The organism is Sporichthya polymorpha DSM 43042 (assembly GCF_000384115.1).
Lineage (GTDB): Bacteria > Actinomycetota > Actinomycetes > Sporichthyales > Sporichthyaceae > Sporichthya > Sporichthya polymorpha.
In genome coordinates, this window is the sequence record NZ_KB913029.1 from 3,182,220 (window position 1) to 3,208,796 (window position 26,577).

24 protein-coding genes are annotated in these 26,577 nt (G+C 71.7%); 13 read left to right on the forward strand and 11 right to left on the reverse strand.

Annotated elements, in window-relative coordinates; translation table 11 throughout:
- Nucleotides 1-32: 32 nt before the first annotated feature.
- Nucleotides 33-2,006 carry an acetoacetate--CoA ligase gene (locus tag SPOPO_RS0115570; protein ID WP_019875788.1) on the reverse strand — a complete coding sequence of 658 codons (1,974 nt, stop codon included), beginning with the start codon at nt 2,004-2,006 and terminating at the stop codon, nt 33-35.
- A gap of 69 nt (nt 2,007-2,075) precedes the next feature.
- Between SPOPO_RS0115570 and SPOPO_RS0115575 the strand changes: the two genes are divergently transcribed.
- Nucleotides 2,076-3,065, forward strand: coding sequence for an LLM class flavin-dependent oxidoreductase (locus SPOPO_RS0115575; RefSeq protein ID WP_019875789.1), 990 nt, complete (start codon nt 2,076-2,078; stop codon nt 3,063-3,065).
- 10 nt (nt 3,066-3,075) lie between these two features.
- Here the strand turns inward: SPOPO_RS0115575 and SPOPO_RS0115580 are convergent, their stop codons facing one another.
- Nucleotides 3,076-3,516, reverse strand: coding sequence for a TIGR03668 family PPOX class F420-dependent oxidoreductase (locus SPOPO_RS0115580; RefSeq protein WP_019875790.1), 441 nt, complete (start codon nt 3,514-3,516; stop codon nt 3,076-3,078).
- Between the two features lie 36 nt (nt 3,517-3,552).
- On the opposite strand from SPOPO_RS0115580, the gene SPOPO_RS0115585 reads away from it, so the two are divergent.
- The gene (locus SPOPO_RS0115585) at nt 3,553-4,482 is read left to right on the forward strand and encodes a TIGR03619 family F420-dependent LLM class oxidoreductase (protein ID WP_019875791.1); all 930 of its coding nucleotides are present in this window, start codon (nt 3,553-3,555) and stop codon (nt 4,480-4,482) included.
- A gap of 62 nt (nt 4,483-4,544) precedes the next feature.
- Here SPOPO_RS0115585 and SPOPO_RS32905 read toward each other — a convergent pair whose 3' ends face one another.
- The 3 genes from SPOPO_RS32905 to SPOPO_RS0115600 form a co-directional block, all read right to left on the reverse strand.
- Nucleotides 4,545-6,191 (reverse strand): HNH endonuclease signature motif containing protein, encoded by a 1,647-nt coding sequence (locus SPOPO_RS32905; RefSeq protein WP_028984818.1) that lies wholly within the window; start codon nt 6,189-6,191, stop codon nt 4,545-4,547.
- A 382-nt stretch (nt 6,192-6,573) separates the two neighbouring features.
- On the reverse strand, nt 6,574-7,086 hold the full coding sequence (locus tag SPOPO_RS0115595) for a C40 family peptidase (RefSeq protein WP_156869917.1): 513 nt from the start codon (nt 7,084-7,086) through the stop codon (nt 6,574-6,576).
- Nucleotides 7,087-7,400: 314 nt separating this feature from the next.
- Nucleotides 7,401-8,351 (reverse strand): serine/threonine-protein kinase, encoded by a 951-nt coding sequence (locus SPOPO_RS0115600; protein ID WP_019875794.1) that lies wholly within the window; start codon nt 8,349-8,351, stop codon nt 7,401-7,403.
- 19 nt (nt 8,352-8,370) lie between these two features.
- Between SPOPO_RS0115600 and SPOPO_RS0115605 the strand changes: the two genes are divergently transcribed.
- Nucleotides 8,371-8,919, forward strand: coding sequence for an RNA polymerase sigma factor (locus SPOPO_RS0115605; RefSeq protein ID WP_019875795.1), 549 nt, complete (start codon nt 8,371-8,373; stop codon nt 8,917-8,919).
- Between the two features lie 100 nt (nt 8,920-9,019).
- Complete coding sequence (locus SPOPO_RS0115610) at nt 9,020-9,688, forward strand: hypothetical protein (protein WP_019875796.1); 669 nt, start codon at nt 9,020-9,022, stop codon at nt 9,686-9,688.
- Nucleotides 9,689-9,715: 27 nt separating this feature from the next.
- On the opposite strand, the gene SPOPO_RS35230 is transcribed toward SPOPO_RS0115610, so the two are convergent.
- Nucleotides 9,716-10,705: a lytic transglycosylase domain-containing protein gene (locus tag SPOPO_RS35230; protein ID WP_028984819.1), complete on the reverse strand. Its 990-nt coding sequence runs from the start codon at nt 10,703-10,705 to the stop codon at nt 9,716-9,718.
- Between the two features lie 85 nt (nt 10,706-10,790).
- Complete coding sequence (locus SPOPO_RS29845) at nt 10,791-12,251, reverse strand: putative glycoside hydrolase (RefSeq protein ID WP_156869919.1); 1,461 nt, start codon at nt 12,249-12,251, stop codon at nt 10,791-10,793.
- Nucleotides 12,252-12,524: 273 nt separating this feature from the next.
- Here SPOPO_RS29845 and SPOPO_RS29850 point away from each other — a divergent pair, with 273 nt between their 5' ends.
- Together SPOPO_RS29850 and SPOPO_RS0115630 are read left to right on the forward strand one after the other, a co-directional pair.
- Complete coding sequence (locus tag SPOPO_RS29850) at nt 12,525-13,754, forward strand: EAL domain-containing protein (protein ID WP_019875801.1); 1,230 nt, start codon at nt 12,525-12,527, stop codon at nt 13,752-13,754.
- Between the two features lie 7 nt (nt 13,755-13,761).
- Nucleotides 13,762-15,723: an ATP-binding protein gene (locus SPOPO_RS0115630; RefSeq protein WP_019875802.1), complete on the forward strand. Its 1,962-nt coding sequence runs from the start codon at nt 13,762-13,764 to the stop codon at nt 15,721-15,723.
- A gap of 36 nt (nt 15,724-15,759) precedes the next feature.
- On the opposite strand, the gene SPOPO_RS0115635 is transcribed toward SPOPO_RS0115630, so the two are convergent.
- Entirely contained in the window at nt 15,760-16,155 is a 396-nt protein-coding gene (locus tag SPOPO_RS0115635) for a flagellar basal body-associated FliL family protein (RefSeq protein WP_019875803.1), read from the reverse strand.
- Between the two features lie 349 nt (nt 16,156-16,504).
- Here SPOPO_RS0115635 and SPOPO_RS0115640 point away from each other — a divergent pair, with 349 nt between their 5' ends.
- From SPOPO_RS0115640 to SPOPO_RS0115655, 4 genes are all read left to right on the forward strand, one after another.
- Entirely contained in the window at nt 16,505-16,999 is a 495-nt protein-coding gene (locus SPOPO_RS0115640; protein WP_019875805.1) for a CAP domain-containing protein, read from the forward strand.
- Nucleotides 17,000-17,136: 137 nt separating this feature from the next.
- Nucleotides 17,137-18,846, forward strand: a complete 1,710-nt coding sequence (locus SPOPO_RS34395; RefSeq protein ID WP_156869921.1) for a choice-of-anchor G family protein — start codon at nt 17,137-17,139, stop codon at nt 18,844-18,846.
- Between the two features lie 84 nt (nt 18,847-18,930).
- Nucleotides 18,931-19,908 carry a daunorubicin resistance protein DrrA family ABC transporter ATP-binding protein gene (locus tag SPOPO_RS0115650; protein WP_019875807.1) on the forward strand — a complete coding sequence of 326 codons (978 nt, stop codon included), beginning with the start codon at nt 18,931-18,933 and terminating at the stop codon, nt 19,906-19,908.
- Complete coding sequence (locus SPOPO_RS0115655) at nt 19,905-20,729, forward strand: ABC transporter permease (RefSeq protein WP_019875808.1); 825 nt, start codon at nt 19,905-19,907, stop codon at nt 20,727-20,729. The genes SPOPO_RS0115650 and SPOPO_RS0115655 overlap by 4 nt, the downstream gene beginning before the upstream one ends.
- Nucleotides 20,730-20,736: 7 nt before the next feature.
- Here SPOPO_RS0115655 and SPOPO_RS0115660 read toward each other — a convergent pair whose 3' ends face one another.
- Nucleotides 20,737-21,219, reverse strand: coding sequence for a glutathione peroxidase (locus tag SPOPO_RS0115660; RefSeq protein WP_019875809.1), 483 nt, complete (start codon nt 21,217-21,219; stop codon nt 20,737-20,739).
- Between the two features lie 88 nt (nt 21,220-21,307).
- On the opposite strand from SPOPO_RS0115660, the gene SPOPO_RS0115665 reads away from it, so the two are divergent.
- On the forward strand, nt 21,308-21,832 hold the full coding sequence (locus SPOPO_RS0115665) for a TspO/MBR family protein (protein WP_019875810.1): 525 nt from the start codon (nt 21,308-21,310) through the stop codon (nt 21,830-21,832).
- Here SPOPO_RS0115665 and SPOPO_RS0115670 read toward each other — a convergent pair.
- Nucleotides 21,804-22,871: a GDSL-type esterase/lipase family protein gene (locus tag SPOPO_RS0115670; protein WP_019875811.1), complete on the reverse strand. Its 1,068-nt coding sequence runs from the start codon at nt 22,869-22,871 to the stop codon at nt 21,804-21,806. The two genes, SPOPO_RS0115665 and SPOPO_RS0115670, sit on opposite strands and share 29 nt — an antisense overlap.
- A gap of 168 nt (nt 22,872-23,039) precedes the next feature.
- Between SPOPO_RS0115670 and SPOPO_RS32910 the strand changes: the two genes are divergently transcribed.
- Nucleotides 23,040-24,074 (forward strand): alpha/beta fold hydrolase, encoded by a 1,035-nt coding sequence (locus SPOPO_RS32910; protein WP_425424138.1) that lies wholly within the window; start codon nt 23,040-23,042, stop codon nt 24,072-24,074.
- Between the two features lie 113 nt (nt 24,075-24,187).
- Nucleotides 24,188-25,225: an alpha/beta hydrolase gene (locus tag SPOPO_RS32915; RefSeq protein WP_245541719.1), complete on the forward strand. Its 1,038-nt coding sequence runs from the start codon at nt 24,188-24,190 to the stop codon at nt 25,223-25,225.
- 33 nt (nt 25,226-25,258) lie between these two features.
- Here SPOPO_RS32915 and SPOPO_RS32920 read toward each other — a convergent pair whose 3' ends face one another.
- Entirely contained in the window at nt 25,259-26,563 is a 1,305-nt protein-coding gene (locus tag SPOPO_RS32920) for an alpha/beta fold hydrolase (protein ID WP_084671154.1), read from the reverse strand.
- Between the last annotated feature and the right edge of the window lie 14 nt (nt 26,564-26,577).

Consider the following 26,577-nt stretch of genomic DNA (forward strand, 5'->3'; position numbering starts at 1 on the left):
CGTCCTCTCCGGTGTCGCGGTCAGGTGCGTGGTCAGGTGCGCGGTGCCCGGTCCGCCGCGAAGGCGGCGAACCAGCGCAGGGCGTCCGGGTCGTCGACGGCCGCGATGTTCGCGGCCCGCTCCAGCGGCGTCCCGCGGAGCAGCTTCTTGATCGGGACCTCGAGGCGCTTGCCGGACAGGGTGTGGGGGACCGCCGGGGCCTCGATGATCTCGTCGGGGACGTGCCGCGGGGACAGCCGCGTGCGCAGGGTGTCGACGATCCGCTGCCGGAGCGCGTCGTCCAGTGCGTGCCCCGGCGCCGGCACGACGAACAGGCCGAGCCAGTACCCGTCGTCGGGCAGGTCGTTGCCGATGACCAGGGTCTCGGCGATCTCCGGCATCGTCTCCAGCACGTCGTAGAAGTCGCTGCTGCCGAGGCGCACCCCGTGCCGGTTGAGCGTGGCGTCCGAGCGACCGTGGACGGTGATGCTGCCGTCGGAGTGCATCGTCACCCAGTCACCGTGCCGCCAAACGCCGGGCCAGGTGTCGAAGTAGGCCTCGGTGTAGCGGGCGGCGTCGGGGTCGTTCCACAGGTGCACCGGCATCGACGGCATCGGCTGGGTGACGACGAGCTCGCCGACCGCGTCGACGAGTGGCTTGCCGTCGTCGTCCCAGGCCCCGCAGTCGCAGCCGGCGAGCTTGCCGCCGATCCGCCCGACCTGGACCGGGGCGTACTCGTTGCTGCCGACGAACGCGCCGCTGACGTCGGTGCCGCCGCTGGTGGAGTCGATGCGGACGGCCCCGATGTGCTCGAGGATCCAGCGGTAGCCGTCCGACGGCAGCGCCGACCCGCTCACCATGACGTGCCGCAGCCCGCTCAGGTCGAACTCGTGTCGCGGCGAGATCCCGGACTTCGACGTCGCCGTCACCACCGCCGCGCCGAGGAGGATCACGTGCGCGCCCGTACGCGCCGCCGCCTCCCACACCGCCCCGACGGGGTGGTTGAAGCTGCCCTCGTAGAGCACGATGCTCGCGCCGGTCGCGAGGGCGTTGATCTGCATGTTCCACAGCGCCCACCCCGTCGAGGTGTAGGCGAAGAGGCGCTCGTTCGGGGCGAGGCCCGCGTACAGGCCGGCCCACTTCAGGCCTTCGAGGGTGATGCCGCCGTGCCCGTGCACGAGGCCCTTCGGCAGGCCGGTCGTCCCGGAGGTGAAAAGCACCCAGAGCGGGTGGGAGAACTCGACCGGCTCGAACTCCGCCGGGGCGTCCTCGGCCAGCAGCGCGTCCCAGGGCGTCGAGTCCTCGGGGTGCGGCCGGTCGAACACGTAGGGGACGTGCACGAAGTGACGGAGCGTCGGAAGTTGAGCGCGCAGCTCGGTGACGACGTCGCTGCGGTCGACCTCCTTGCCGTTCCAGTGGTAGCCGTCGGTGGCGATCAGGACGGTCGGCTCCAACTGCGCGAGGCGGCCGATCGTGCCCTCGGCCCCGAAGTCGGGGGAGCAGCACGCCCACACCGCGCCGACCGCCCCGGCCGCGAGGGCGCCGATCACCGCGTGCTCGGTGTTCGGCAGGTAGGCCACGACCCGGTCCCCGGGCCGGACCCCGGCGCGGCGCAGCCAGCCTGCCGCGGCGGCGACGGACCGGCGCAGGGCCGCGCGGGTGATCTCGCGGACCGGCGTCCCGCCCTCGGTGAGGCAGACCAGCGCGACGTCGTCGTCCGCGCCGGGCCGGAGCAGGTGCTCCGCCCAGTTCAGCTGCGCGCCGGGGAACCAGCGGGTGTGGGGCATGGGGTCGGCGGTGCGGACCTGCGTCCACGGGGTGGAGAAACGCACGTCGTAGTACTCGGCCAGGGAGGTCCAGAACCGGTCGACGCCCTCGACCGACCAGGACCAGAGCGCGTCGTGGTCGGGGAACGGGCGGCCCTCGCGGGTTGCGAGCCAGTCCAGGTACGCGCGCAGCGGGGAGGCGGCGATGCGGGCGGGCGAGGGTTCCCAGAGGGTTTCGGCTCCGGACGCGTCGACATTCATCCGAAAACCTTAGGAGGTGTGGCTAGGGTCACTTCCACCTGACAAACGCACGGCAAGGAGGCCGCACGCATGAGGCTCGCTCTGTACCTTCCGAACTTCCGGACCAAGGTGACGCTCAAGGAGCTCGAGGACCTGACGGCGCTCGCCGAGCAGCTCGACTTCGACTCGGTGTGGACCCTGGACCGGATCGTCGTCCCCGAGGCGTCGGACCGCCAGGAGCTGCAGTACTCCTTCGGCATGATGACGGAGTTCCCGAAGGGCATGCCGGTCGCCGCCCGGGGCGAGTGGTTCCAGGGGTACCCGCTGATCCCGTACCTCGCCGCGAAGACGTCCAAGCTGCGCGTCGGCATGAGCATCATCGACACCCCCTACCGGTCGCCGGGCGTGCTCGCGACCGAGCTCGCGACGATCGACCACCTCGCGGGCGGACGCCTCAACGTCGGCGTCGGGTCGGGATGGATGCCCGAGGAGTTCGCGGCGGCCAGCGCGTCCGACATCTTCCCGCGGCGGCACGCGCACGTGCGGGAGACGATCGAGATCATGCAGGGCATCTGGAGCAACGACCTCTTCGAGTACCACGGCGAGTTCGCGGACTTCGACCTGTGCGGCTTCGGGCACAAGCCTCTGCAGAAGCCCGGGCCGCCGATCTACTTCTCCGGCCTCAAGGACCCGAAGCGGTCGGCGAAGCGCATCGCGAAGTACGGCCTCCAGGGCTGGATCGGCATCCAGGACACGCCCGAGGAGATCGCCCGCTGGAAGACCGAGATCAACAACGAGCTCGGCGAGATGGGCAACGCTCTGCCGGACAACTTCGACATGTGCTCGATGATCTGGTTCGTCATCACCGACGTGGACATGGACCAGTCCCCGGCCGGCAAGGGCACCAACCTGCTGGTGGGCTCCGTCGGCCAGATCACCGACCGGCTCAAGGCCTACAAGGAAGCCGGCATGACGATGCCGCTGCTGTGGCCGCCGTTCGCCGACGTCCCGACCGAGAAGACGATGGACGACCTCAAGCGCCTCGCCGAGGAGATCCTGCCGAAGGTCAACGCGGGCTGATCGTCCGGCCTCAGGCCCCGGTCCAGCCGCTCCAGCGCTGCACCTCGATCCACACCACCGGCCCGGCGGGTGGACGGTCGCGGTACTGCGCGTAGCGCGCGCACAGTGATGCGACGGCCTCGTCGCGGTGCGGGTCTCCGTCCCCGAGCACCGCGGCGAGGCCGTCCGCGCGTGCCCACCACAACTCGGTCCAGTCCTCGGACCAGAAGTCGGCCAGCAGGCAGACGGCGGGGTTCGCGGCGATGTTCGCGAGGCGGCGCAGCGCGGTGGTCGTCTTCGGCTTGTGGTCGACGGCGAACACGACGACGTCCGGGGTCGGCAGCGCGAACGTGATCGGCACGAGGTGGGGGACACCCTCGGCGTTCACGGTGGCCAGCCGGACCACCCGCGCCGAAGCGAACGCGGTCCGCGCCTCGTCGGGGGTCACGGTCGCAGCGTAGTTCCGGCGCATCGTCCGGACACGCGTGCGGCCCTAGGCTCGCCGGTCATGGAGCTCGGCTTCGCCCTCCCGTACGCCGGCCGCTGGGCCACGCCGGAGAACCAGGCGGCCGTCGCCCGGCGGGCGGAGGAGCTGGGCTGGTCGCGGGTGTGGACCTCGCAGCGGCTGCTGTACCCGGACTCGCCGCGGGACAGCTTCCCGGCGGCGCCGGGCCCGGCGTGGCCGCCGACGATCCGCAGCGTCGTCGACCCGATCGCTCCCTTGGCCTACGTCGCCGCGCTGACCAGTCGGATCCGGCTGGGGACCTGCTCGCTGATGCTGCCGCTGTTCTCCCCGGTCCTGCTCGCGAAGCAGCTGGCGACCCTCGACGTTCTGTCCGGCGGACGGCTCGACGTCGGGGTGTCGCTGGGTTGGTCGCAGGACGAGTACGCCGCGGTCGGGACGCCCTTCGTCCGGCGCGGGGCGCGGTTCGACGCGTATCTCGAGGCCTTGGTTGCCGCGTGGACGGGGGAGGCGCTGGAGAACGAGTTCGTGACGCTGCCGCCGGGTGAGGTTCTCCCCGGCCCGGTGCAGCGGCCGCATCCGCCGCTGTTCGTCGGTGGGTACACCGAGAACGCGCTCCGCCGCGCGGTGAGGTTCGGCCGGGGGCACCTGGCCGGGAGCCTCCCGCTGGACCGCGTCCCCGAGGTCCGGGCCCGGCTGTCGGAGTTCGCCCTCGCCGGCGGCCGCGACCCGAGCGACCTCGCGCTGGTGTGCCGCGGGGTGACGGTCGTGACCGCGGCTCCGGTGGCTCCGGGCGGGAAGCCGCTGACCGGGACCGTGGAGCAGATCGCCGCCGACGTCGAGCGCTACGCCGCCGCCGGGGTCGACCACCTGTTCCTCGACCTCAATTTCGACCCCGCCGTCGGGACCCTCGACTCCGACCCCGCCGCCTCCCTCGACACCGCGCTGGCGGTGCTGGAAGGCGTGGCTGTCTGACGGAACGTCAGAGTCTGGTCCGCCGCGAGGACCGGTGGGCGGCCTGGTTCGGCCCGGGAGCCTCAGACGGCTGGCTCGTCGGGTCCGGGGCGGGGTGCTGGTCGTTCCCCGGGGTCGATCAGGGGTGGGATTTCGACGTCGTAGCTGACCCCGAGGCGGGTGATCCAGCGGACTCGGTCGTGGCCGAGCCGGATGAGTTGCCACCCGCCTTTGGTCTTGAGGTCGTGGTCGTGCTCGCAGAGCGGGCCGAGGTTCCCGGCCAGGGTCAGGCCCCCGCGGGCGTGGTCGAGGGTGTGGTCGATCTCGGACCGGGCGGCGGGGAGTCGGCAGCCGGGGGCTTGGCAGGTGGTCATCCGGAGCTGGGTGTCCCGGCGTAGTTCTTGGCGGGGGAACCGACGCCGGGCGTCGTCCGGGTTTTCCGGGGCGGTCTCGTTCTCGGCGCCGGCGGTGGCGAGGAGGTGCTGGCGGCCGATCTCGACCAGCACGGACCGCCAGGTGGGGACGTGTTCCCCGGTGACGGTTCCCTCGAGCAGCGCCCGTAGGAGGGTCGCGGGGATGAGCAGGTCGACGATGCCGTGGTCGCTGGAGCGGCGCCGGTCCCACCCGTGGGGGCGGGCGGCGACCAGGCCGGAGGAGATGGCGTACCCGGCGGGGTCGGTGACCGCGAACCGCCACTGCCCGGCCGCCAGTCGGTGGGCAAGGTCGCGGGCGTACTCGGCGTGCACCGGGCCCTGCCCGGCCAGTTCGGCGGGGTCGCGGTCCAGCCCGAGCAGGGTGGAGACCTTCGCGGTCAGCTGCACCCCGTGGTGCGGCGACCGCGCCACCGGCTCCGGCTCGGGTTGCGGCTCCGGTCGCGGTTCCGCCTCGGGCTCCGGCTCGGGCTCGCGCACCGGCTCCGGCTCCGCCTCGGGCTCGGGCTCCGTCTCGAACGCGTCGCCCTCGTCGGTCTCGGCCGTCTCGACCGTCTCGTCCTCGGTGGGGCGGGTGGTGGCGAGGTGGGCGAGGATCTGCTCGTCGGTGAAGTCGGCGTAGGTGCCGTCCAGCAGGTTGAGCGCGATCTCCGAGCGCAGGTGATCCACCGGCCGGGGGTCACCCGCGCGTTTGGCGTCGTCGGCGAGTTTGCGGACGCGGGCGATGGCGGCGGCGACGCGGGCGGGGTCCTGGTTCTGCGCGGCGAGGGTGGCGGTGCCGTCCTCGTTGCGCCAGGAGATCACCCGCCGTTCCCGGTGGGCCTCGGTGAACCGGCGTTGGGCCCAGTCGGGGTCGAGCTGGCTGCCGAGTTTGCGGCACCGCGCGGCGAGCTGCTCACTGGTCCAGGGGCGGTCGGCGTCGATCGAGCAGTGCCCGAGGACCTCATCGATCACGGTGTTGGCGTGCTGATCGCTCATGTCCCGGACCCAGAAGTGGATCACCCGGGCCCGTTCGATGCTCAACTCGCCGGCGGCCATCGCGGCATGGAGCTTCGGGAACCGGCGCACCACGGCCCAGGCGAAGTCGAGCAGTTCGTTCGCGGTGTAGGCGGAGATGTGCAGGGCAGTGCGGACCTCATCGGCGCCCCAGCGGTCCGGGGCCGCCAGGCGCACGATCTCGTCCTGCGAATCCAGCCCCCGGGACCCGACCTCCGCCACCATCGCCAACCAAACCGCGTTCGCGGCGTTCAGCTGTCGTTGGCCGGCCCGCAGCACCCCGACCGACTCGGCCCCGGTCATCGACGCGCGCTCGCCCTCGCTGGGCGCAATGCCCAACGAGACCTGCCACGCACTCGGCGTGGAAGTGGTGGCTGTCGATGTCCCCGTCATCACTGCTGAACCTAGAGGCCACCACCGACAGTCTGTTTCCGCCGCCCGTCGGGTCTGCCGCGGCCCGGGAACGTCGGCTGCGCAACGCCTCTGACGCATCATCAGCACCACCGGCATCTGCACAAGAGATGTCATCTCCACTGCAGGGCGTGCCTGCACAAGAGATGTCATCTCCAGTGCAGGTCGTGTCAAGAAGGGGTGACACCCCTTACTGGGGAGTAAGGGGTGTCACCCTTTCTTGACAGCGGCGACCTCAATAAGGGGTGACACCCCTTGTTGAAGGGCGGGGAGGTCAGAGGACGCGGCCGGCGCGCCAGGCGGAGGTCCAGATCTTCTCGAGCTTGACCTTCTGGCCGGGGCGGGGGGCGTGCCAGATCTGCTTGTCCCCGGCGTAGATGCCGACGTGGTAGACGCGGCCGCCGCGGTGGAAGAAGACGAGGTCGCCGCGGCGGACCTTGTTCTTCGCGACCTTGTGGGCGCTGGCGAACTGTTGGCGGGAGGTGCGGGGGAGCTTCTCCCCGGCCTTGGCGTAGACGAAGCGGGTGTAGCCGGAGCAGTCGAAGCCGCGGCGGTTCGTGCCCCCGTAGACGTACGGCGTGCCCTTCAGGCGGCTCGCCGTGTGGATCACGCGGTCGACCTTCTGCAGTCGCAGCGTCTTGTTCAGGGGGCCGGCCGCGGCGGCCGTGCTGCCGAGGGCGCCGGCGCCGAGGGCGACGACGGCGGCAAGGGTGACCAGGGACAGTGCGGTGGCCAGAATTCGGCGGAGGCGGATGCGGGCGTGCGTCATCGCGGGCGGAAGAGTCATGAAGATCCCCAGGACCGCCTGCGGAAGGAAACCTGTCGGATTCGGACGCCAGGGACGCCCGGCCCTCCGCAGAGGGCTTCACCCCGAGGGCGCGAAATCGCGCCCGTGTTGCCGGTTCTCCCGCTCCCGCCGCTCGTCGGTAGTGCGGACCGCGGGACAGGCGACGGGATTCGGCGTGCACGTCTCGCGGCGGTGCCCGGTGCAGGCACCGAGAAGTCCTATCGGCGCTCCCGGCCCCGGCCTTGACCGTTCGGCCTCACACGATCGACATTGCCAATCTCACGGCGATCTCACAGGCGATCTCACCGGCACGCTCACGCCAGCGCGAGGTAGGCGAGCAGGAAGCACAACGCCGCGAGCAGGACGCAGCCGACGACGACCGCCGGGCCGGAAAGCTCGCGGCCCGCGGCCACCGGCTCGGGCGAACCTGCTCCTTCCGGCACGAAACGGGACAACTCGCGCGCGAACTCCGCCGCACTCGCCGGACGCGCGGCGGGGTCCCAGCTCAGAGCCCGCGTGAGCAGGTGGTCCAGGCCCGCTGGGCGACCCACCTGTGCGGCCACGGGCGCGGGCCGGGAGTCGGGGGCGCGGTGCACCACCGACGCCGCGGTCCGGTGCGAGAACGGCGGCTCGCCGGCCAGCAGGTGGTACGTCACGGCTGCGACGGCGTAGACGTCGGCGCGGGCGTCGAAGCCGGCGCTCTGGTGGATCTGCTCCGGCGCCATGTACGACGGCGTCCCGGTCGTGACCGTGATGCCCGAAGCCTCGGCCAGCAGCTTCGCGCTGCCCAGGTCGGAGACGATCAACCGCGGCGGCGTGACGCGGTCGTCCAGCAGCAGGTTGCTCGGCTTCAGATCGCGGTGCACGACGCCCGCGTCGTGCAGCACCTGGACCGCTTCCGCCGTCGCGACTCCGAAGGTCAGGGCGTCCGCGGGGCTCAGCGTCCCGATGCGGTCCGCGAGCGTCCCGCCGGGGACGTATTCCATGACGAAGTAGGGGCGGGACTCCGCGTCGCTCTCCCCGGCGCCGCTCACGCCGACGTCGAAGACGCGCACCACCCGCGGGTCGTCGATGCGCCGCAGCAACCGCGCCTCGGCCAGGAACCGCTCGACGACGTCGGCGTTGTTCACCCAGTTGTCGGCCAGCACCTTCACGGCGACGGGCACCTCGAGGGCGGGGTCGTCGCCGAGCCACACCGTCGCGAACGCGCCCGAGCCGAGGACACGCACGAGCCGGTACCGGCCGACTCGCTTGATCGACTGCATTGAGACACCATGGCAGCCCGTGGAACCCGACGACGGCACGACGACGCTCGAGGATGACCTCGTGGCGCGCGCCCGCGCCGGGGACGCGGCCGCGCTCGAGGAGCTGCTCGGCGAACTGCGCCCCTTCGTCGTGCGCCGGTGCTCGCGGTTCCTGCCGCACACGCACGACGCCGAGGAGGCCGCGCAGGACGCGCTGGTCGCGATCGCGCAGAACCTCGGCAGCTACACCGGGGTCGGCACGTTCCGGGGCTGGGTCACCGTGATCGCCTCCAACAGTGCGCGGATGACCTACCGCCGGCTCCGCCGCCAGGCGATCGAGAACGGCGCGATCGAGCTGCCCGAGACCGCGGACCCCCGCACGACCAGCGTCATCGCCGGTACGCGGATCGACTTGATGGAGGCACTCGCCCGGCTCGAGGAGGCGAAGCCGCAGGTCGTCGAGCCGTTCGTGCTGCGCGACCTCGGCTCGCTCCCGTACGAGGAGATCGCGGCGATCACCGGGACGTCGCTGGCGACCGTCCGCGAGCGCATCTCCGCGGCCCGGACCTTCCTGCGGGCCCGCCTGTGACGCAGCTCACACGACTTGTCACCGACGAAACCGTGCCCGCGCGCATCAAGCGGGGTGGGACGGCACGACGAGCCGCCCGTCGACGACAGGGGAGTACACCATGAAGCGCAGCACCGCCACGATCGCCGCCGTCACCGCCGCCGTGGTCGGAATCGGGGGTGGGGCCGCCGCGGCCCTGCTGAACGACGACGACAACGTCGAGGTCGTCCCGGTGACGGCCTCGCCCGCCGCGACACCGGCGACGCCGTCGCCCACTGCGACGGACGCGCCCTCGGAGGAGAACCTCGTCCGCGAGCGGATGTACTTCGACGTCACCGGGCACGCGTTCGACCGCACGACCCTCGGGCAGAGCGCCCGCCTCGGTCCGTGTACCGGCGACAGCACCTTCGCCGACGTGCTCCCGGTCCAGGGCGTCACGCGGATCGGGACCCGGCTCACCGGCAGCGACAACCGGGCGGTCACCCACCAGCTCGCGCAGGCCCTGAACGCGCAGGAGGCGCGCGTCGCGGCGAACGAGATCGTGTCGCTCGTCGACGAGTGCGCGGCGATCTCGGGTGGCGACTTCGGCTACGGCGACCCGGTGACGGTGATCGACGAGCCGGACCGCAAGGTCGTCTACTTCCCGGCCTTCGACACCGACCGCGTCTACGGCGGCTACGTCGTCCTGCAGGTCGGCCCGCGCGTCGGCGTCGTCGACATCTCCGACACCGTGCCGGCGGACCAGGTCGAGCAGATCGCGAAGGAAGCGGCGGGGATCGCGGACGACTGACGATCCGTCAGGCATGAGCCAGAACCGCTAGAAGTACCGCACCCGCGCCTCGGGGTGATCGGCCAGCCACCGCTTCGCCGGGGGAGTGGTGCGGGAGGAGTACCCGACGCGGAGCACGGCGTCCCCGGCGCGGGTCCGGTAGTACACCTGCCAGGCGTGGAAGGACGCGTACGCGCGGTCGTCGGCGCGGAGGACGGCCGCGTACTGCAGGACGCCGGTGACGTAGTGCCCGGAGTTGTTGTACCGGCGGACGGCGCGGCGCAGACCGGCGCTGGTGCCGTCCGCCCCGCCGTTCGCGGCGAGGTAGCGGGCGGCGGCAAGAATCGAGTCGTGCGCGTCGTCGATGTCGCCGCGCCCGTACGCGCGCCAGGTCGCGGGCATGAACTGCATGGGTCCGCGCGCGCCGGCGGTGGAGTAGCCGACGATGCGGCCCATCCGGGTCTCGACGAGGTTGATCGCGGCGAGCACCTCCCAGGGCACGCCGAACCGCCGCTCGCCCGCCGCGTAGTACCGGCGCAGGTTCTCCGCCGGCTCCGGCTCCACGATCTGCCAGGCCGGCATCTTCGTCGCCGGTTTGCCGACCAGCTGCGCCAGCGCCTCCCCGGCGCGCAGGTGCCGCCGGGCGTGCTTGCGGTAGTGCGACGGGAGGGCGGCGAGGACCGTGCGGTGCCACTCCGGCCGACCGTTCAGCGCGCGGTACGCGTGCTGGGCCGCCCACCCGGCGGCGGCGACGCGGGCCGGGCTCTCGGCGCGGTCGCGCACCACGTCCTCGGCCACGGTCAGGTAGCGCGCCAGCTCGCGCGGGTCCGCCGGCAACAACGGCTGCTCGCCGGCCAGTGGGCGCGCGAGCACCGCGTCCCGTTCGGGGGAGGTCGCCGCGGTGGTGGACGCGGCCTTCGCCGCGGGAGCCGGCCCCGCGCCGCCGGAGGAGCCGGTCAGCTCGCCGCAGCCGCTGAGCGCGACGACGGCGGCCAAAGGGGCCGCCAGGGCACGAACGGTGGTGCGGGTCGATCTCATCGGTCCGAGGTTAGGCGCACAACGCGGAAGGCGCGGCGCCCCGGGTGGGGCGCCGCGCCTCTCGCGGTGCTGGTGCTGGTGCTGGTTACGGCGTGGCCGTCGCCGACGGCTCCGGCGAGGACTCGGTGTCCGACGAGGAGGAGTCCGACGAGCTCGGCTCCGTCGTCGCCGGGGTGGCGGGCTCGTCGAGCGGGTTCTTGAACGTGCCCTCACGTCCGCCCTCGAGCCAGGCCAGGTACGCCTCGAAGACCTTGCGGGCCTTCTCGAGGTCCGTGCTGCCCTCGGACTTGTTGCCGGGCTTGTTGATCGAGTACACGATCTGGCCGGGCACGTTGTTGGCCTTGTCGCCGGGCTGCAGCGCCGGGGCGCCGATGCCGACCTTCGAGGAGTCGTTCCACAGGAACCAGCTGTTGATGCCGGTGTCCTTGACCGCCTTGATCTGCGCGGCCACGTCGGACGCGGTGTAGGTCTTCGGCCAGCTGAAGTTCTGCAGCCACGGCACGACCGCGCACTTGGTGCCGATCACCATGCGGTTGAAGTCCATCATCGACTGCTTGACGATGTCGTACGGCTGGTCGACCGGGGAGGCGACCGAGTACTCGCCCTTGTTCCAGTGCGACGGGTAGATCATCGGCGAGACGAAGTCGAGAACCTTGGCCATCGCCGGGATGTCCTGCGCGACCGAGGACGGCGCGAAGGACGAGATGCCGTACACCGCCGCGCCGGCCGCGGCGCCCGCCGCCCGGATGCGCGGGGCGGCCTTCTCGAGGAAGGCGGTGATGCCCTCGGCCGGGGTCTTGTCCCCGAGGCCCGGGTAGACCTGGCCGCTGTTCTCGGGCTTGCGGACGTAGTCGTACATGATCGCGTCGAAGCCGGCCTTCGCGGCTTCCTCGGCGAGCTGGATGTTGTACTCCATGACGTCGTTGTTGGCGAAGTTCGTGAACGCGCCGACGCCGTAGTTGCCGGCCGGGTAGGGCTTGCCCGCGCTGTCCTGGATGAGCATGTCCATCTTGCCCTCGTTCAGGGCCCACTTGCCCAGGCGCGGGTCGCGGAAGGCGACGATGCGCCCGGTGACGGTCGCCCCGAGGTCGTGGATCTCCTTGATGGTCGCGGCGAGGTCGAAACGCGCCGTGCCGTTGGGCTTGTAGACCGTCTTGGCCTCGACGGCCAGCGGGACCTGCGAGTCGTAGCCGACGATGCCGTCCTCGTCCTTGATGTCGAGCTGGACGTTGTCGAGCTTGCCGGCCTTGATCAGCGCGACGACCGGGTCCTTGGTCTCCGGGTCGCCCCAGGCCCACGAGGTCAGGTGGGTGGAGCGGACGTGCACCGCGCCGACGCCGTTGCCGGCCTCGGGGCCGGCCGCCGCGTCCGGGCTGCTGGCCGCCGAGGGTTCGGCCGCGGGCGCCGCGGTCTCGGTGGCCGCCGCGGCGGGCTCCGCCACGGGGTCGTCGTCATCGTTGCTGCACGCGGCCAGCGTGGTCAGCAGAGCCAGAGCTCCGGCGGCGGCCAAGGCGCGCCGGAGGTTCGGCCGTCGTGCACCGGTCATGGTTGTGCCCCCCGAATCAGGTCAGACGTCAAGAGCAGAGTGCGGCAAAGCGCGGGTCCGGCGCACGGACTTCCGCGATCTTGCACCCGATCGGGCCGGGCGAGGCCGGGACGAAGATTGGCGAATCCGCCCATCGCAGGATTCGTCCGGATGTGATCGGGATAACGTACAGATAGTAGTTGTGCGGCTGCGGTCAGTGAGGGAAGCGGGGAGGCTGTTCTCGCACCGTCCCTCAGGGAAGAGGCGGCAGCGACAAAGGGGGCGGGGTTCATCGTGTTGGAGCGGTTCGCGGAGGCGGACGTCCTGGTCGTCGACGACAACCGGGCGAACGTCGCGCTGCTGTCGGCGATCCTGGAGCGCGCCGGCCTGCGGAACGTGCGCACCTACACGGACTCCCGCGAGGCCGTCGCCGGCCTCGCGCAGCGCCCCGACCTCGCGCTGGTCGACCTGCACATGCCCCACCTCGACGGCTACGCCGTCCTGGAGCGGATCGTCGAACGGGCCGCCGGCTCCTACCTGCCCGCGCTGGTGCTCACGGCGGACGTCAGCGCCGAGGCGATGCGGCGTGCGCTCGCCTCCGGCGCCCACGACTTCGTCACCAAGCCCTTCGACGCGACCGAGGTGGTGCTCCGCGTCCGCAACCTCCTGCAGACGAACGCCCTGCAGAAACAACTGCGGCTGCACAACCGCTGGCTGCGCTCGAAGGTCGACGAGCAGCGTGCTCACACCGAGGCCGAGCGGGGTGAGCGCTCGCAGCAGGAGGCGCGGATCCGCCGGGTCCTCGACGAGCGGGCCCTGAATGTCGTCTATCAACCGGTCGCCGACGTGCAGACCGGCCGCGTCGTCGGGGTCGAGGCCCTGGCGCGGTTCTCCGGCGAACTCGCGCGGACCCCCGACGTCTGGTTCGCCGAGGCCGACCGCGTGGGCCTGGGTGTGGAACTGCAGTTGTTGGCGATCGAGCAGGCGCTGACCGCGCTCGACTCCCTCCCGCCCGGCGTCCTCCTCGGGGTCAACCTGACGCCGTCGGTCCTGCTCGACCGCTCGCACCGGTTGGCGGCCCTGACGGAACCGGTGCTGGACCGGCTGGTCCTCGAGCTCACCGAGCAGGTGCCGGTCGAGGACTACGACGCGTTGAACGCCGCGGTCGAACCGCTGCGCAAGGGCGGCGCTCGGCTCGCGGTCGACGACACCGGCGCCGGGTACGCGGGGCTGCAGCATCTGGTCGCGCTCGCGCCCGACGTCGTCAAGCTCGACCTGTCGCTCACCCGCGGCGTCGACCGGGACCCGGCGCGCCGGGCCCTGGCCAGCGCGCTAGTCCAGTTCGGGAGCGACACCGGCTCGGGGGTCCTCGCCGAAGGGGTGGAGACCGCCGCCGAACTGGATTCGCTGCGTGACCTCGCCGTGCCGTGGGCGCAGGGCTACCTGATCGCGCGACCGCTGCCGCTGGACGAGGTGCTGCGCTTCTGCCACGGCGACGGCGCGCCGGGCCGAGCGCCGGGATGACCTGCAGATGACGGACCGTCAGCGCAGTGCCTTCGGTCGGTGGTGGTCGAACCGCTCCCTCCGTACGAAAGGCGTACTCGTCCTCGCCCTGCCGCTGCTCGCGTTCGTCGGCGCCGCCGTCGTGTTCCTGTCCGTCCTCTCGCAGACCGAACGGTCGCAGGACCGGGTGGACGAGACCCGCCAGGCGCAGGACGAGCTCGCCCAGGCCTACCGGCTGGTGATCGACGGCGAGACCGGCATCCGGGGTTACCTCGCCACCGGCGACCGCCAGTACCTGGCCCCGACGAGGACGGCGCAGGAACGTCTGCCGCAGGTGCTCGACAACCTGACCGCGCTGGTCGGCGACACCCCGGAGCAGGCGGCCCGCCTGGCGCGCATCCGCGTCCTGCTCGACGACGGCTACCAGCTGCGCGCACCACCGCGACGCAACACCGACGCCCAGTTCGTGCGCGCCTGGATCGACCGCCAGAAGGCGTCGACCGACGAGCTCCGCGAGTTGCTGTCCGACGTCTGGCGGACCGAGGACCGGTTGCTCGCCGACCGGTTGCGGTCCGAGGATGCGTGGGTCGACCGCGGGACGGTCATCACGATCGTCGCGCTCGGCCTCGGGATCGCGGGCGGGGTCGCGGCGATGCTCGCGTTCACCGTAGGAGTGACGCGTCGTCTGGAACGCGTCGTCGCACGGACCGACGGCCTGCGCGAGGGGGAGGTCCCCAACTTCGTCGACCCGGGCCGGGACGAGATCGGCGTGGTCTCGCGCCGGCTGACCGACGTCGCGTCCCGCTGGCAGCTGTGGAAGTCCGAGGCGCAGGCGGCCCGGGTGGCGGCGGAGGAGGCCAATCAGGCGAAGAGCGAGTTCCTCTCGCGCATGAGCCATGAACTGCGTACGCCGTTGAACGCGGTGCTCGGTTTCGCGCAGCTGCTGGAGATGGACCTGCCCGAGGGTGAGAAGGAGAGTGCCCGTCAGATCCGGCGGGCCGGCGCTCATCTGCTCGATCTCATCAACGAGGTGCTCGACATCTCGCGGATCGAGGCGGGGCAGTTGACGCTCTCGCTGGAGCCGGTGCGCGTCTCCGACGTGGTCGGGGAGGTGGTCGAGCTGATGGCGCCGCTCGCCGCCGACCACGGGGTCGCACTCGACGTCTCCGCCGTGGTCCGCGGTTCCGGGTATGTGCTCGCCGACCGGCAGCGCACCAAGCAGATCGTGCTGAACCTCGTCTCGAACGCGGTGAAGTACAACCGGCCGGGCGGATTCGTCGTCGTGCGGTGCCACGCCGGTGATCCCACGACCGCGATCGAGGTGACCGACAACGGCGTCGGCATCGCGGCGGAGGATCTCGTGCGACTCTTCACCCCCTTCGAACGGCTGGGCGCGACGAACAGCGAGATCGAGGGCACCGGCGTCGGGCTCGCGCTGTCGCAGCGCCTCGCGTCGGCGATGGAGGGCCGCATCGAGGTGGAGTCCGAGCGGGGTGCGGGGAGCACCTTCCGGCTCGTGCTGCCGTCGGCCACGGCGCCGACGACGGCGGTCGACCGGCCGACGGGGGAGATCCGACTGCCGGCGGCCCGCGCGAGCGAGGAGTCGACGCTGGTCGTGCTCGCCGTCGAGGACAACCCGGCGAACGTCCGCCTGCTGCAGGAGATCGTGAGCCGGCGGCCGGGCTGGCGGCTCGTCACGGCCGGACAGGGGCAGCTCGGGCTCGATCTCGCGATCGCCGACCCGCCGGACCTGGTCCTGCTCGACCTCCATCTGCCCGACCTGCGGGGCGAGGACGTCCTGATGCGACTGCGGGCCGAGCCGAGCACAGCCGCGGTGCCGGTCGTCGTGGTCAGCGCCGACGCCACCCCGGGCCGCGCGGAGCGAATCGTCGCCCTCGGCGCGGCGGACTACTTCACGAAGCCGATCCAGGTCGGTCGTCTGCTCGCGCTGCTCGACGACGTCCGCCTGGCGCGCATCCCCGGGCTCTGAGTGACCGCCGCCGATCCGGAGTCCGTGGCGGCTCGGTCAGTGGGCGAGGAACTCCGCGACGTGGACCTCGGCGATCCGGCCGTCGTAGGCCGCGAGGATCGCGGAGGTGAGGTCGGCCTTGGCGTCCGCTCGTTCCTCCGCGGTGTCGAGATCGGCACCGGTGCGCGGCGCGAGTTCGGCGATGGCGACGTCGAGGGCCTGCGTGCGGTCGATCTCGGCCGGTGTGAGACCGGTAGCTCCTTCGAGGTCCAGCGAGAGTTGGACGTAGTGCTCGTCCGCGAGGTCGAGGGTCAGAGGCGCGAGTTGGACGCGGGGGCCGGCGTTCGCGGTCGCGGGTGCCACCTCGGGGCGCAGCAGGATCGCCGTCGCGGTCACCAGCAACGTCAGTTCGAGCAGCCGGCGTCCGGCCCCCTGCGCCCGCTGGATGTTCACTGATCACTCCAAGGGATCGCGGGCATCGAAGCTGACAGCGTCTGAATAGCCGTCAGATCACTCTGATCATGGACAACCTCGGTCGCCGCGGCCTGGGTCTTTAGGCCCGGTTCGGACGATTCGGCCTGGGATCGTCCGAACGGGTGATTGGTCGGCGTGGCGGCGAGACGCGGGTCACGGACCCTCAAGACGGACCGGTCCATGTCCGACATTCACAGCGTCGGACAACGCAACGCGGAACACACGGCGCCTCGCGCCCTCCGCGGCACCGCAGCGGATCACGGGAACCGCAGCGGCCACTCGATGAGCGGGTCCGAGACACCTCACGCCTTCCTTCAGGAGACCCTTCATGTCGCACGCCCGCTTGTCTCTGGCCCGCACCGGCGCTGCCGCGGCGGTCCTCACCCTGACCGCGCTCACGCCGGCGCTGACGGCCAGCTCGGCCGAGGCCGCGTCGGTGAGCGGCTCCACCCGCGCCGAGCTGCGCACCGACGTCGTCGCCTCGGTGAACGCCGCCCGCGCCAAGGCCGGCTGCAAGCCGCTGAAGGTCTCCTCGCAGCTGACGACGGCCGCCCAGCGCCACGCCGACGACATGGTGCGCACGAATCTGTTCAGCCACACCAGCGCCAACGGCCGCTCGTGGATCACGCGGATCAAGAAGGCCGGGTTCAAGAAGCCGGGCGGGGAGAACATCGCGCGGGGCCACACCTCGACCGAGCGGGTCATGACCGCCTGGCTGAAGTCGCCGGGCCACCGCGCGAACATCCTCAACTGCAAGTTCCGCCAGATCGGCGTCGGCCACAACGCGAACGGCAACTACTGGGTCCAGGACTTCGGCTACTGACCCGGGGCCGACCCGGGGCCGATCCCGCGGCAGTGAGGTGAGGTTTCCCATCCCTGCGAGTCCGGTCGCTTTCGTCAGGTCGACCGGCCCCCGACCGATGGGGGTCTGAGGACGGGACAACGCATGGGGAGCCACGGATGGCTGCACAGCGCAGGACGACGACCACCCGCCGGCGCGGGGCGCACCGCCGGTCGCCCGCACGCGTCGGGGCGGGCCGGCGCGCCGTGGCGCTGACGACCGCCACGGGACTCTCGGCGGCAGGGCTGCTGCTCACCGCGGAGCCGGCGACGGCCGACGACCCGGTCGCCCAGGCCCAGGGGCGATTCCTGTCCGGCAGCGTCCTCGGGACGAACCTGGACAGCCTGCTCGCGGTCCTCCCGGCCGGCGCGACGAACGTCGGGTCGGTCGCGCAGGTGTTCCAGGCCAACCCGCTCGACCTCGACCTGCTCAACTCCATCCCCATCTCCCTCGGCCCGGTCAACCTGCTGGGGTCGAACCCGATCCTGACGCTCGGCGCGGTCGGGCAGTACGCCGAGGCGAACGCCGACGGCAGCGCCCTGGCCGCCGCCGGCGCGGTCACCGACTCCGGCGCCATCGCCGTCGGCGGCGCGGGGGTGCCGCTCGCGAACGCCGCCCTGAACCTGAGCGGTCTGCTCGGCAGCGGCGACACCGGCCTGATCAGCGAACTCGGCCTGAACATCTCCTCGATCGCCGCCCGGGCCGTGCAGGCCGCGGGGGCGGGCGGCGCGCAGTCCGGCACCTACGACATCGCGGACATCAGCCTCGACCTCCGCAGCCCGGCCGTCGCGGACATCCTCGGTGCGCTGCGAACCACTCTCGCCGGGCTGCAGGTGCCGGTGAACGCGATCGTCGACACGCTCAACCTCCTGCTCGATCCGCTGGACCTCGGCATCGTCGAGATCAGCGGCCTGCCCACGCTCGTCGACCTCGTCGACGCTCTCGGCACTGTCACCAGCAACGACGGCTCGTTGGACATCAACCTGCTCGAGGGCCGGATCAGTCTGGACGTCGGGCACCTCGTCGACCTCGCCGGCCCCGATCTGGACTCTCTCGCCCCGAACACCGAGCTGCTGCCGCTGATCACCGCCACGCTCACCACGCAGCTGCTGCCGACGATCACCGGGATCCTCAACGACCTGCTCGCGGACATCACCGGGTCGCTGGAGAACCTGACGGTCACGGTGCTGGGCCTGCCGATCGAGGCCGGCACGTTGCTCTCGGTCGTGACACCGGTCGTGAACCTGGTGACCGGCGCGATCACCAGCGCGGTCGCGGGCCTCAACCCGTTGCTCGACGACACTCTCGCGAACCTGCTGCCGGGCGTGCTCGGACTGCAGGCCAACGTCCAGGAGACCGCGGACGGCCGGTTCACCCAGTCCGCGCTGCGCGTCGCCGTGCTGCCCGGCGCCCCGTCGGTCGCGGAGATCAAGCTGGCCTCCGCGACCGTCGGGCCGAACGCCGGCCCGGCGGACCCGGAGCCGACCCCCACGCCGACCCCCACGCCGACCCCCACGCCGACCCCCACGCCGACGCCGGGGGACCCGACGCCGACGCCCAGTCCAGACCCGACCCCCATGCCGGACCCGACGCCGACCCCGACGCCCACCCCGACGCCCACGCCGTCCGCCGCGCTCCCGGAGTCCCTGGCCCCGGACGCCGCGGACGAGGTGCCCGCGCCGACGGACGAGATGGCCGTCCCCGTGCTCCCGAGCACCGGAGCCGCCGGGATCGTCCCGATCGGGGCAGCCGGCCTCACGATGCTGGTCGCGGGCGGAGCTCTCAGCGCGGTCCGCTCCCGGCCCCGCGGTCGCCACGCCCGGCGGTAGTTCCGGGGAAATTGGTTCCCGTTCTGTCGGTGAGGCGTGATTGGGTACCCCGTGGTCCCCGACCGGCCACACGGCAGGAGAGTCATGACGGACATGGTCCGGGCAACCGGCCTGGTCAAGCGGTACAAGACGGTGGAGGCGCTCAGCGGGCTCGACCTGCAGGTGGAGGAGGGCTCGGTCGTCGCCCTGCTCGGGCCGAACGGCGCGGGCAAGACGACGGCGGTGCGGGTGCTGACCACCCTGCTCGTCCCCGACGCCGGGACGGCGCAGGTCGCCGGCGTCGACGTGCTCGCCGACCCGGCGGGCGTGCGCGCCCGGATCGGGCTCTCGGGGCAGTACGCCGCGGTCGACGAGCACCTCACCGGCTACGAGAACCTGGAAATGGTCGGCCGGCTCTACGACCTCGGCCGCGCGCGGGCGCGGGCCCGGGCGCGGGAGCTGATCGAGCGGTTCGGGCTGACCGAGGCGGCCGACCGGCCGACGAAGACCTACTCCGGCGGCATGCGACGCCGGCTCGACCTCGCGGGCGCGATCGTGGCGGCGCCGCCGTTGCTGATCCTCGACGAGCCCACGACCGGGCTCGACGTGCGCAGCCGGCTGCAGCTGTGGGACGTCATCCGCGAACTCGTCGCCGCCGGCACCACGCTGCTGCTGACGACGCAGTACCTGGAGGAGGCCGACCGCCTCGCCGACGAGATCGTCGTCATCGACCACGGCAGGGCGATCGCGCGCGGCACCGCCGACCAGCTCAAGGCGCAGACCGGCGGCGAGCGGATCGAGGTGATCCTCGCCGACTCCTCCCGCCGCGAGAACGCGGAGCGCGTGCTGGCCAAGGTCGCGCGCGGTGAGGTGCAGGTCGACGAGAGCGGCCGCGGTCTCGCCGCCCGCGTCGACGACGGCGCCCGCTCGCTGCAGCAGGCGCTGCGCGAGTTCGAGTACGCGGGCATCGACGTGCTCGAGATCGGGCTGCGGCGTCCCACCCTCGACGACGTCTTCCTCGAGCTGACCGGCCACGCCGCGGAGCCTCCTGCCGATGCCGCGACCGAGGGGGTGGCGTCGTGACTGCCACCTCGACGACGTCGGGCCCGGTTCGCATCGCGCGCGACGGCTGGGTGGTCGCCCGCCGCAACGTCATCAAGATCATGCGGGTGCCGGAGATCCTGGTCTTCGTCCTGATCTCGCCGATCATGTTCGTGCTGCTGTTCGCGTACGTCTTCGGCGGCGCCATCGACGTGCCCGGCGACGTGGACTACAAGGAGTTCCTGGTCCCCGGGATCTTCGCCCAGACCGTCGTGTTCGGCGCGACGTTCACCGGGGCCGGTCTCGCCGAGGACATGCAGAAGGGCATCATCGACCGCTTCCGGTCGCTGCCGATGTCGCGGTCCGCGGTGCTGGTCGGGCGGACGGCGTCGGACGTCATCTACAACGTCCTGTCGCTGGCGATCATGGCGCTGACAGGTCTGCTCGTCGGCTGGCGGATCCGCGACGGCATCCTCGACGCGGCGCTGGCGTTCGGAGTCCTGCTCGTGTTCGCCTACGCGATCAGCTGGGTGATGGGCTGGGTCGGGCTGCTGGTGCCGAGCCCCGAGGTCGTCAACAACGCCTCGTTCATCGTGATCATGCCGCTGACGTTCGTCTCGAACGTGTTCGTGCCGACCGAGTCGTTCGACGGCCCGCTGCGCACATTCGTCGAGTGGAATCCGGTGTCGACGGTCGCGCAGGCGTGCCGCGAGCTGTTCGGCAACACGGCGCCCGACGTCGTCACGCCGGACAGCTGGGCCATGGAGAACCCGGTGATCTACACCCTGCTGTGGTCGGTGGCGATCGTCGCGATCTTCGCGCCCCTGTCGGTGCGTCAGTACGTGCGGGCATCGAGCCGCTGAGGCGGCGTCAGCCGGCGAGGGCCTTCTCGATGTCGGCCGTCAGCTTCTCGGGCTTGGTGGTCGGGCCGTAGCGCTCGACCACCTGCCCGTCCCGGCCGACGAGGAACTTCGTGAAGTTCCACTTGATCTTCTCGCCGAGCAGGCCGCCCTTCTGCTTGCGCAGCCAGTCGAAGAGCGGGTGGGCGTCGGAGCCGTTGACGGCGACCTTCTCCATCATCTGGAAGGTGACGCCGTAGTTGCGCGAGCAGAACTCGCCGATCTCGGTGGAGTCGCCCGGCTCCTGGTGGCCGAACTGGTTACAGGGAAATCCCAGGATCACCAGACCCTGCGGCCCGTAGGCCTCGTGGAGTTCCTGGAGCCCGGCGTACTGCGGTGTGAACCCGCACTTGGAGGCGGTGTTCACGACGAGCACGACCTGCCCGGCGTAGTCGGCGAGGGACTTGTCCTCGCCGTCGAGGGTGCGGGCGGTGAAGTCGGTCAGGGCGGTCATGAACCCTCCTCGCGGTGTCGTGGCTCTCATTCTTCGTTGCCGGCCCCGCCGCGGGTGGGTCGGGGCCGGTTCGGGGAAGGGGAGGGCCATGGCCTCCACTGCCCAGGTGACCTCGACGGCGCCCCCGCCCGCCGGCCGGCGGGCCGGCCTCGACCTCGGCGTGCTCGTGCTGTCCCTGCTCCTGGTCGCGGCCGTGGCCGTCTCCGGCGCGTTGATCAACGCGGGGGAGACCGACGGCTGGTACGCCGAGGCGGACAAGCCGCCGGCGACGCCGCCGGGCTGGCTGTTCGGGCCGGTCTGGTCGATCCTCTACACCTCGATGGCCGTCGCCGCCTGGTTGGTCTGGCGGTCGAGCGGCTTCACCGGGGCCCGCACCGCCCTCGGCCTCTACGCCGTCCAGCTCGCGCTCAACGCCGCCTGGACGCCGGTGTTCTTCGGTGCGGAGCGACTGTTCGTGGGCCTCGTGATCGTGTTGGCCCTGGACCTCGCGATCCTCGCCACCGCGGGGGCCTTCCGCCGGCACAGCCGGACGGCCGCGCTGCTGCTCGTGCCCTACCTGGCGTGGACGCTGTTCGCCACCTACCTCAACGCGGGAGTCGCGGCGCTGAACTGACGGACGGGACCTCGACCGTCACCGCTTGACCCCACGGCCCGGTCATCGTGCCGCGCACCAGTCGCAGGCGGACGTCGTAGACGCCGCCGCGCTCCAGCGCGAACTGCGCCGACTGGCCTCGTTCCTTCGTGACCACCGGCGCCGGGGCGTCGATGCGCCGGACCTGGACGGAAGCGCTGGTGACGGCCTGCGGGGACCATCGGACGGTGACCGTGCGGCCGGCGAGCGTCACCTCCGGCCGCTGGGTGAAGGTCCACCGGGTGGCGATCGGAATCTGCGGATCCGTCGGCAGGACCCCGACGCGGGCGAGCTCCTCGGCGATCCGGCGCGCGATCAGGCCCTCGCTGGCCGGCGTCGGGTGCAGGCCGTCCCAGGTGTGCTCCGCCGGCGACCAGCCCTGGTTCGTCCGTGCGACGGTGACCGGCGATCGGCGGGTGGAGAGCCGGGTGGCGAGGCGGGGGAGCCGGGCGTTGTAGTCCGCGACGCCGGCGTTGATCCGGTCGCGGTCGGCGACGCGGTCGGCGGGCAGCAGCGGCGAGATCACGATGCGCACGTCGCGCTTGGCCGCCCGCACCTGCTTCACCCAGGCGCGCAGCGAGGACTCGATCTGGTCGGCCGTCTGGCCGTGGCGCAGGTCGTTGATCCCCGCCTCGAGGACGATGACGTCGGGCTGGTGCCGGCCGACCTCGGCCCCGATCGCCCCGACCATTTCCCGCAGCTGCCAGCCGGCGCGCGAGAAGTGGTCCTGGTCGAAGGCGGGGTCGGCGTAGGCCGCGGCCGCGAACTCGATCGGCTTGTACGGCGAGGTCCACGACCCGACGAAGTCGAACGGCTTGGCCTGGAGCCGGAACTCCTGGGCGAGCCGGTAGCGCCAGGTGTAGTCCCCGTGGCTGCCGTGGGTGATCGAGTCGCCGGTCAGCAGCAGCCGCACCGGTTGGTTGCCCGCCCGCGCCGGGGCGGCGTTGATGGTGGCGGGACCGACAGTGAGGGCACCGAACGCTGTGACGGCGGCGAGGAGGCCGAAGCCGATCCGGGACACGCGGCGATGGTAGGTGCCGAATGCGGCGAAGTGATCATGCTTCCGCTGAAAAGGTGGCCGGAAACCTGCGAAGCCGCTGAGAAGGCGGCTCCGGACGACGGGCGAACGCCGGGCGAACGGCGGGCGAAGCTGCCGGATCCGGGGCCGTCCGCCGCCGGATCGGGCAGGATGTGCGGTGTGTCGACGTTTCGCCCGGGTCCGGTTCGGCTCGCTGCGGTCACCCTGACCGCGGCGTTGTCGGTGTCCGCGGTGCACACCTCCGCGACGGCCGGACCTGCGGCGGACCCCCGGCCGACGTACGGGTCGGAGGAGGTCCCGACCGGGGAGACCCCGGGTACTCCCGAGTCCGGGTTCGCCGGCGACTCGACGAAGGCGCCGATGATCGTGATGCAGGCGGAGGACTTCGGCCAGGTCGCGGCGCGGACCGGCGTCGGCCTGAAGACCTACGTCGTCTCCGAGGGGTTCGGCAATGCCCGCACCCTCGACGTCTACACACCCCGCAAGTTCCGCAACAAGACGGGTCGCCAGGTCCGGACCGTGATTCTGGTGCACGGCGGCGCGTGGCAGAAGGGCGACCGCACGGACCTCGAGGAACACGCGGTGGAGCTCGCGCAGCTCGGGTTCGTCGTCGTCTCCGTGAACTACCGGCTCGCGACCGAGGCTCCGTGGTCGGCGCAGCGCAACGACGTCAACGCCGCCATCAAGTTCGTCCGGCAGAACGCGAAGAAGCTCAACGTCGACAACAAGCGGACCGTCCTGCTCGGCTCGTCCGCCGGGGGGCAGATCGCGGCCGCCGTCGCCACGAGCGGCGCGGGTCGGAAGCGGTTCCGTGGCCTGGTCACGCTTTCCGGGCTGGTGAACCCGCTCTACATGGCGCGGAACAACCCCGGTTACTCCAACGCGGTCATCCCGACGATGTTGCTGCGATGCCTGCCGATCACCTGCCTGGACAAGTACAAGTCCGCGACGGCGATCCACCACCTGGACAAGAAGGACCCGCCGACCCTGATGTTCCACTCGGAGCGTGAGGTGTGGTGGGGGCCCGAGCAGGCGCAGCAGTTCGTGAAGAAGGCCAAGCGCGTCGGCGTCCCGGCGAGGCTCGTCGTGCTGCCGGGCCGAACCCACGGGATCGACGCGTGGTGGAAGATCTTCCCGACCCTGAAGAAGTGGCTCTTCGAACGGCTGGGGACTCAGGACCGCTGAGCGCAGATGTCCCGATACGCCGGACATCTCCCGGGTCCGTTCGGCTGATGTGCCCGCGAAAGCGGGACGATTGCGCGCACCGCCCGCCACCATGACGGCGGGGGTGTTCAGGGGTGGGCACGACAGCAGGACTGCGTCAGGCCTGGGTGGCCGTCATCGCGCTGGCGACGGCGCTGTCGCTTCTGGTCGGGTCGGACGACTCTCCGGCCGCCGCGGGTGAGACTGCGCCCGGGCAGGTGGTCGTGGCCGAGACGGTCGCGAGCCAGACCTCCACCGGTCCCACCGACTCCACCGACTCCACCGACTCCGACCTCGACGCGGCTCCCGAGCCGCTCCCGCTCCCGCCCGTCACCACTCCGCCCGACTTCGGGCTGATCGCGTCCAGGGCCGGCGTGCGGGTGAAGACCCACGTCGTCTCGGAGGAGTACGGCAACGCGCGCACGCTCGACGTCTACACGCCTCGTGCGTTGCGCGGCCGGACCGGGCAGGCGACGCCGACGATCGTCCTCGTCCACGGCGGGGGCTGGGTCAAGGGCGACCGGACGGACCTGGAGAAGCAGGCGGTGCAGCTCACGCAGCTCGGCTACGTGGCGGTGTCGGTGAACTACCGCCTCGCCCAGCACGGAACGGCGGACCAGCAGCGCGCGGACGTCGAGGCGGCGATCGCGTACGTGCGGAAGAACGCGTCGCGGCTGAACGTCGACCCGAAGCGCATGGTTCTGGTCGGCAGCTCGGCCGGTGGGCAGATCGCGGCGAGTGTGGCCACGGCGGGCACCGGCCCGAACCGATTCCGCGGGCTCGTCACTCTGTCCGGGCTCCTCGACCCCTTCTACATGGTCGGTGCCAACCCGGCTTACAGCAGCGGCGTGGTCCCCAACCTGCTGCTCCGCTGCCTGCCGACGGAGTGTCCCGACGAGTACCGGGCCGCCTCGGCGCTCAACCAACTCGACCGAACTGACCCACCGTCACTGCTGTTCCACTCCGCGAAGGAGAAGTCCTGGGGGCCGGAGCAGGCCGAGGCGTTCCAGCGCGCCGCCCATCGCGTCGGCGTCGACTCACACCTGGTCGTGCTCCCGGGCCGCAAGCACGGCATCGCCCTGTGGAACCAGGTCTTCCCGCTTTTGCGGGACTGGCTGGCCCAGCGCCTGTAGACCACACCTGCGGTTGATGAGGGGTGACACCCTCTATCGACGGGCCCGCGCCCGCCGTCGACAAGGGGTGACACCCTTTATCGACGGGGCACCTATCCGTCGACGGGCCACGACTGCCGTTGCGTCCGACGATGTGGTTGCCATAGCAGCCACATCGTCGGACGTCCGGGGGATTCGGCCGAGCTGAGCGCGGATCCAGCGCTGGGTGAAGGCGAAGAACTCGCGGGCGCGCGGCGCCTGGTTCAGGTCGTGCCCGGCGCCGGGGAGGACGTAGGCGTCGAGGACCGGCATGTTCGACCCGAGGTGCGCGCGCTCGTCGGCGATCAGCTCCTCCGGGGTGTCGCACCGCGTGGCGCCGAAACGGAGGCCGGTGAGGTCGCCGGTCTCGGGGAGCGTGCGGTCCTCGTGGGGCCGGGTCGCGGCGTCGAGCTGCGCGCCCGCGGGGAAGGGGTGGAAGTTCTCGCGGCAGAACAGGCTGTCCTGCGCGCCGGCGACGAGCAGCACGGGCACGCGGATGTCGTGCTTCGTCGTGAGGATGTCGCGGAACTTCGCGAGCTCGGAGAACGTGACGGTCGACTTGGTCGCCTCGTCGTGCGCGATCACCCCGGGGTCGGCCTCGGCGGGGGCGTAGAACGACTGGTAGCGGGTGTTCGGAAGGGTCGTCAGGTACCCGGGGTCCAGGCCGGCGTCGCGGAACTTCTCGTCGAACATCGCCGGGTACAGGTTGCCGAGCGCGTTCGCGAGCGCCGTGGGCGCGCCCTTGCTGGAAGCGGCGGTGAACACCGCGGCGTCGACGTCGGAGTAACGGCCGACCTCGAACCAACCCGTCCACGTCCCGTAGGAGTGGCCGACGTAGACGACCTTGGTGAAGCGGCGGCCGTCGGAGCGGCGGATCTCGCCGGTGCGGATCGCCTGCACGACCTCATGGACCGAGTGCGCGTTGCTCTCGATCGTGAGGTCGGTGGACAGCGGCTTGGACGACCGCGTCGACCCGACCCGGTCGATCGCGAGCGTCGCGAAGCCGGCCCGGTTCGCGTGGGCGACGTAGTTGTAACGATCGGTCCCGCCGGTGCGGTCGGGGAAGGACCAGTAGCCGGCGTCGTAGGTGATGCCGTGGACCAGCAACTGGATCGCGGTCGCCCGCACGCCCTTCGGTTCGCAGAGGTCACCGACGATGCGCTGGTCCTTCGGTCCGCCCTCGGTCAGCGCGACCGCGACCTGGACCTCGCGGCACCGCGGACCGTTCTCGGTGGCGACCGCCGCGGTCGGGGCGAGCAGCGTCAGCGCCGCCGCGCCCGCGACCGCGTGCCGCATCCGCCGGGCCCGACCGCCAATCATTTCCGCATTGCAGC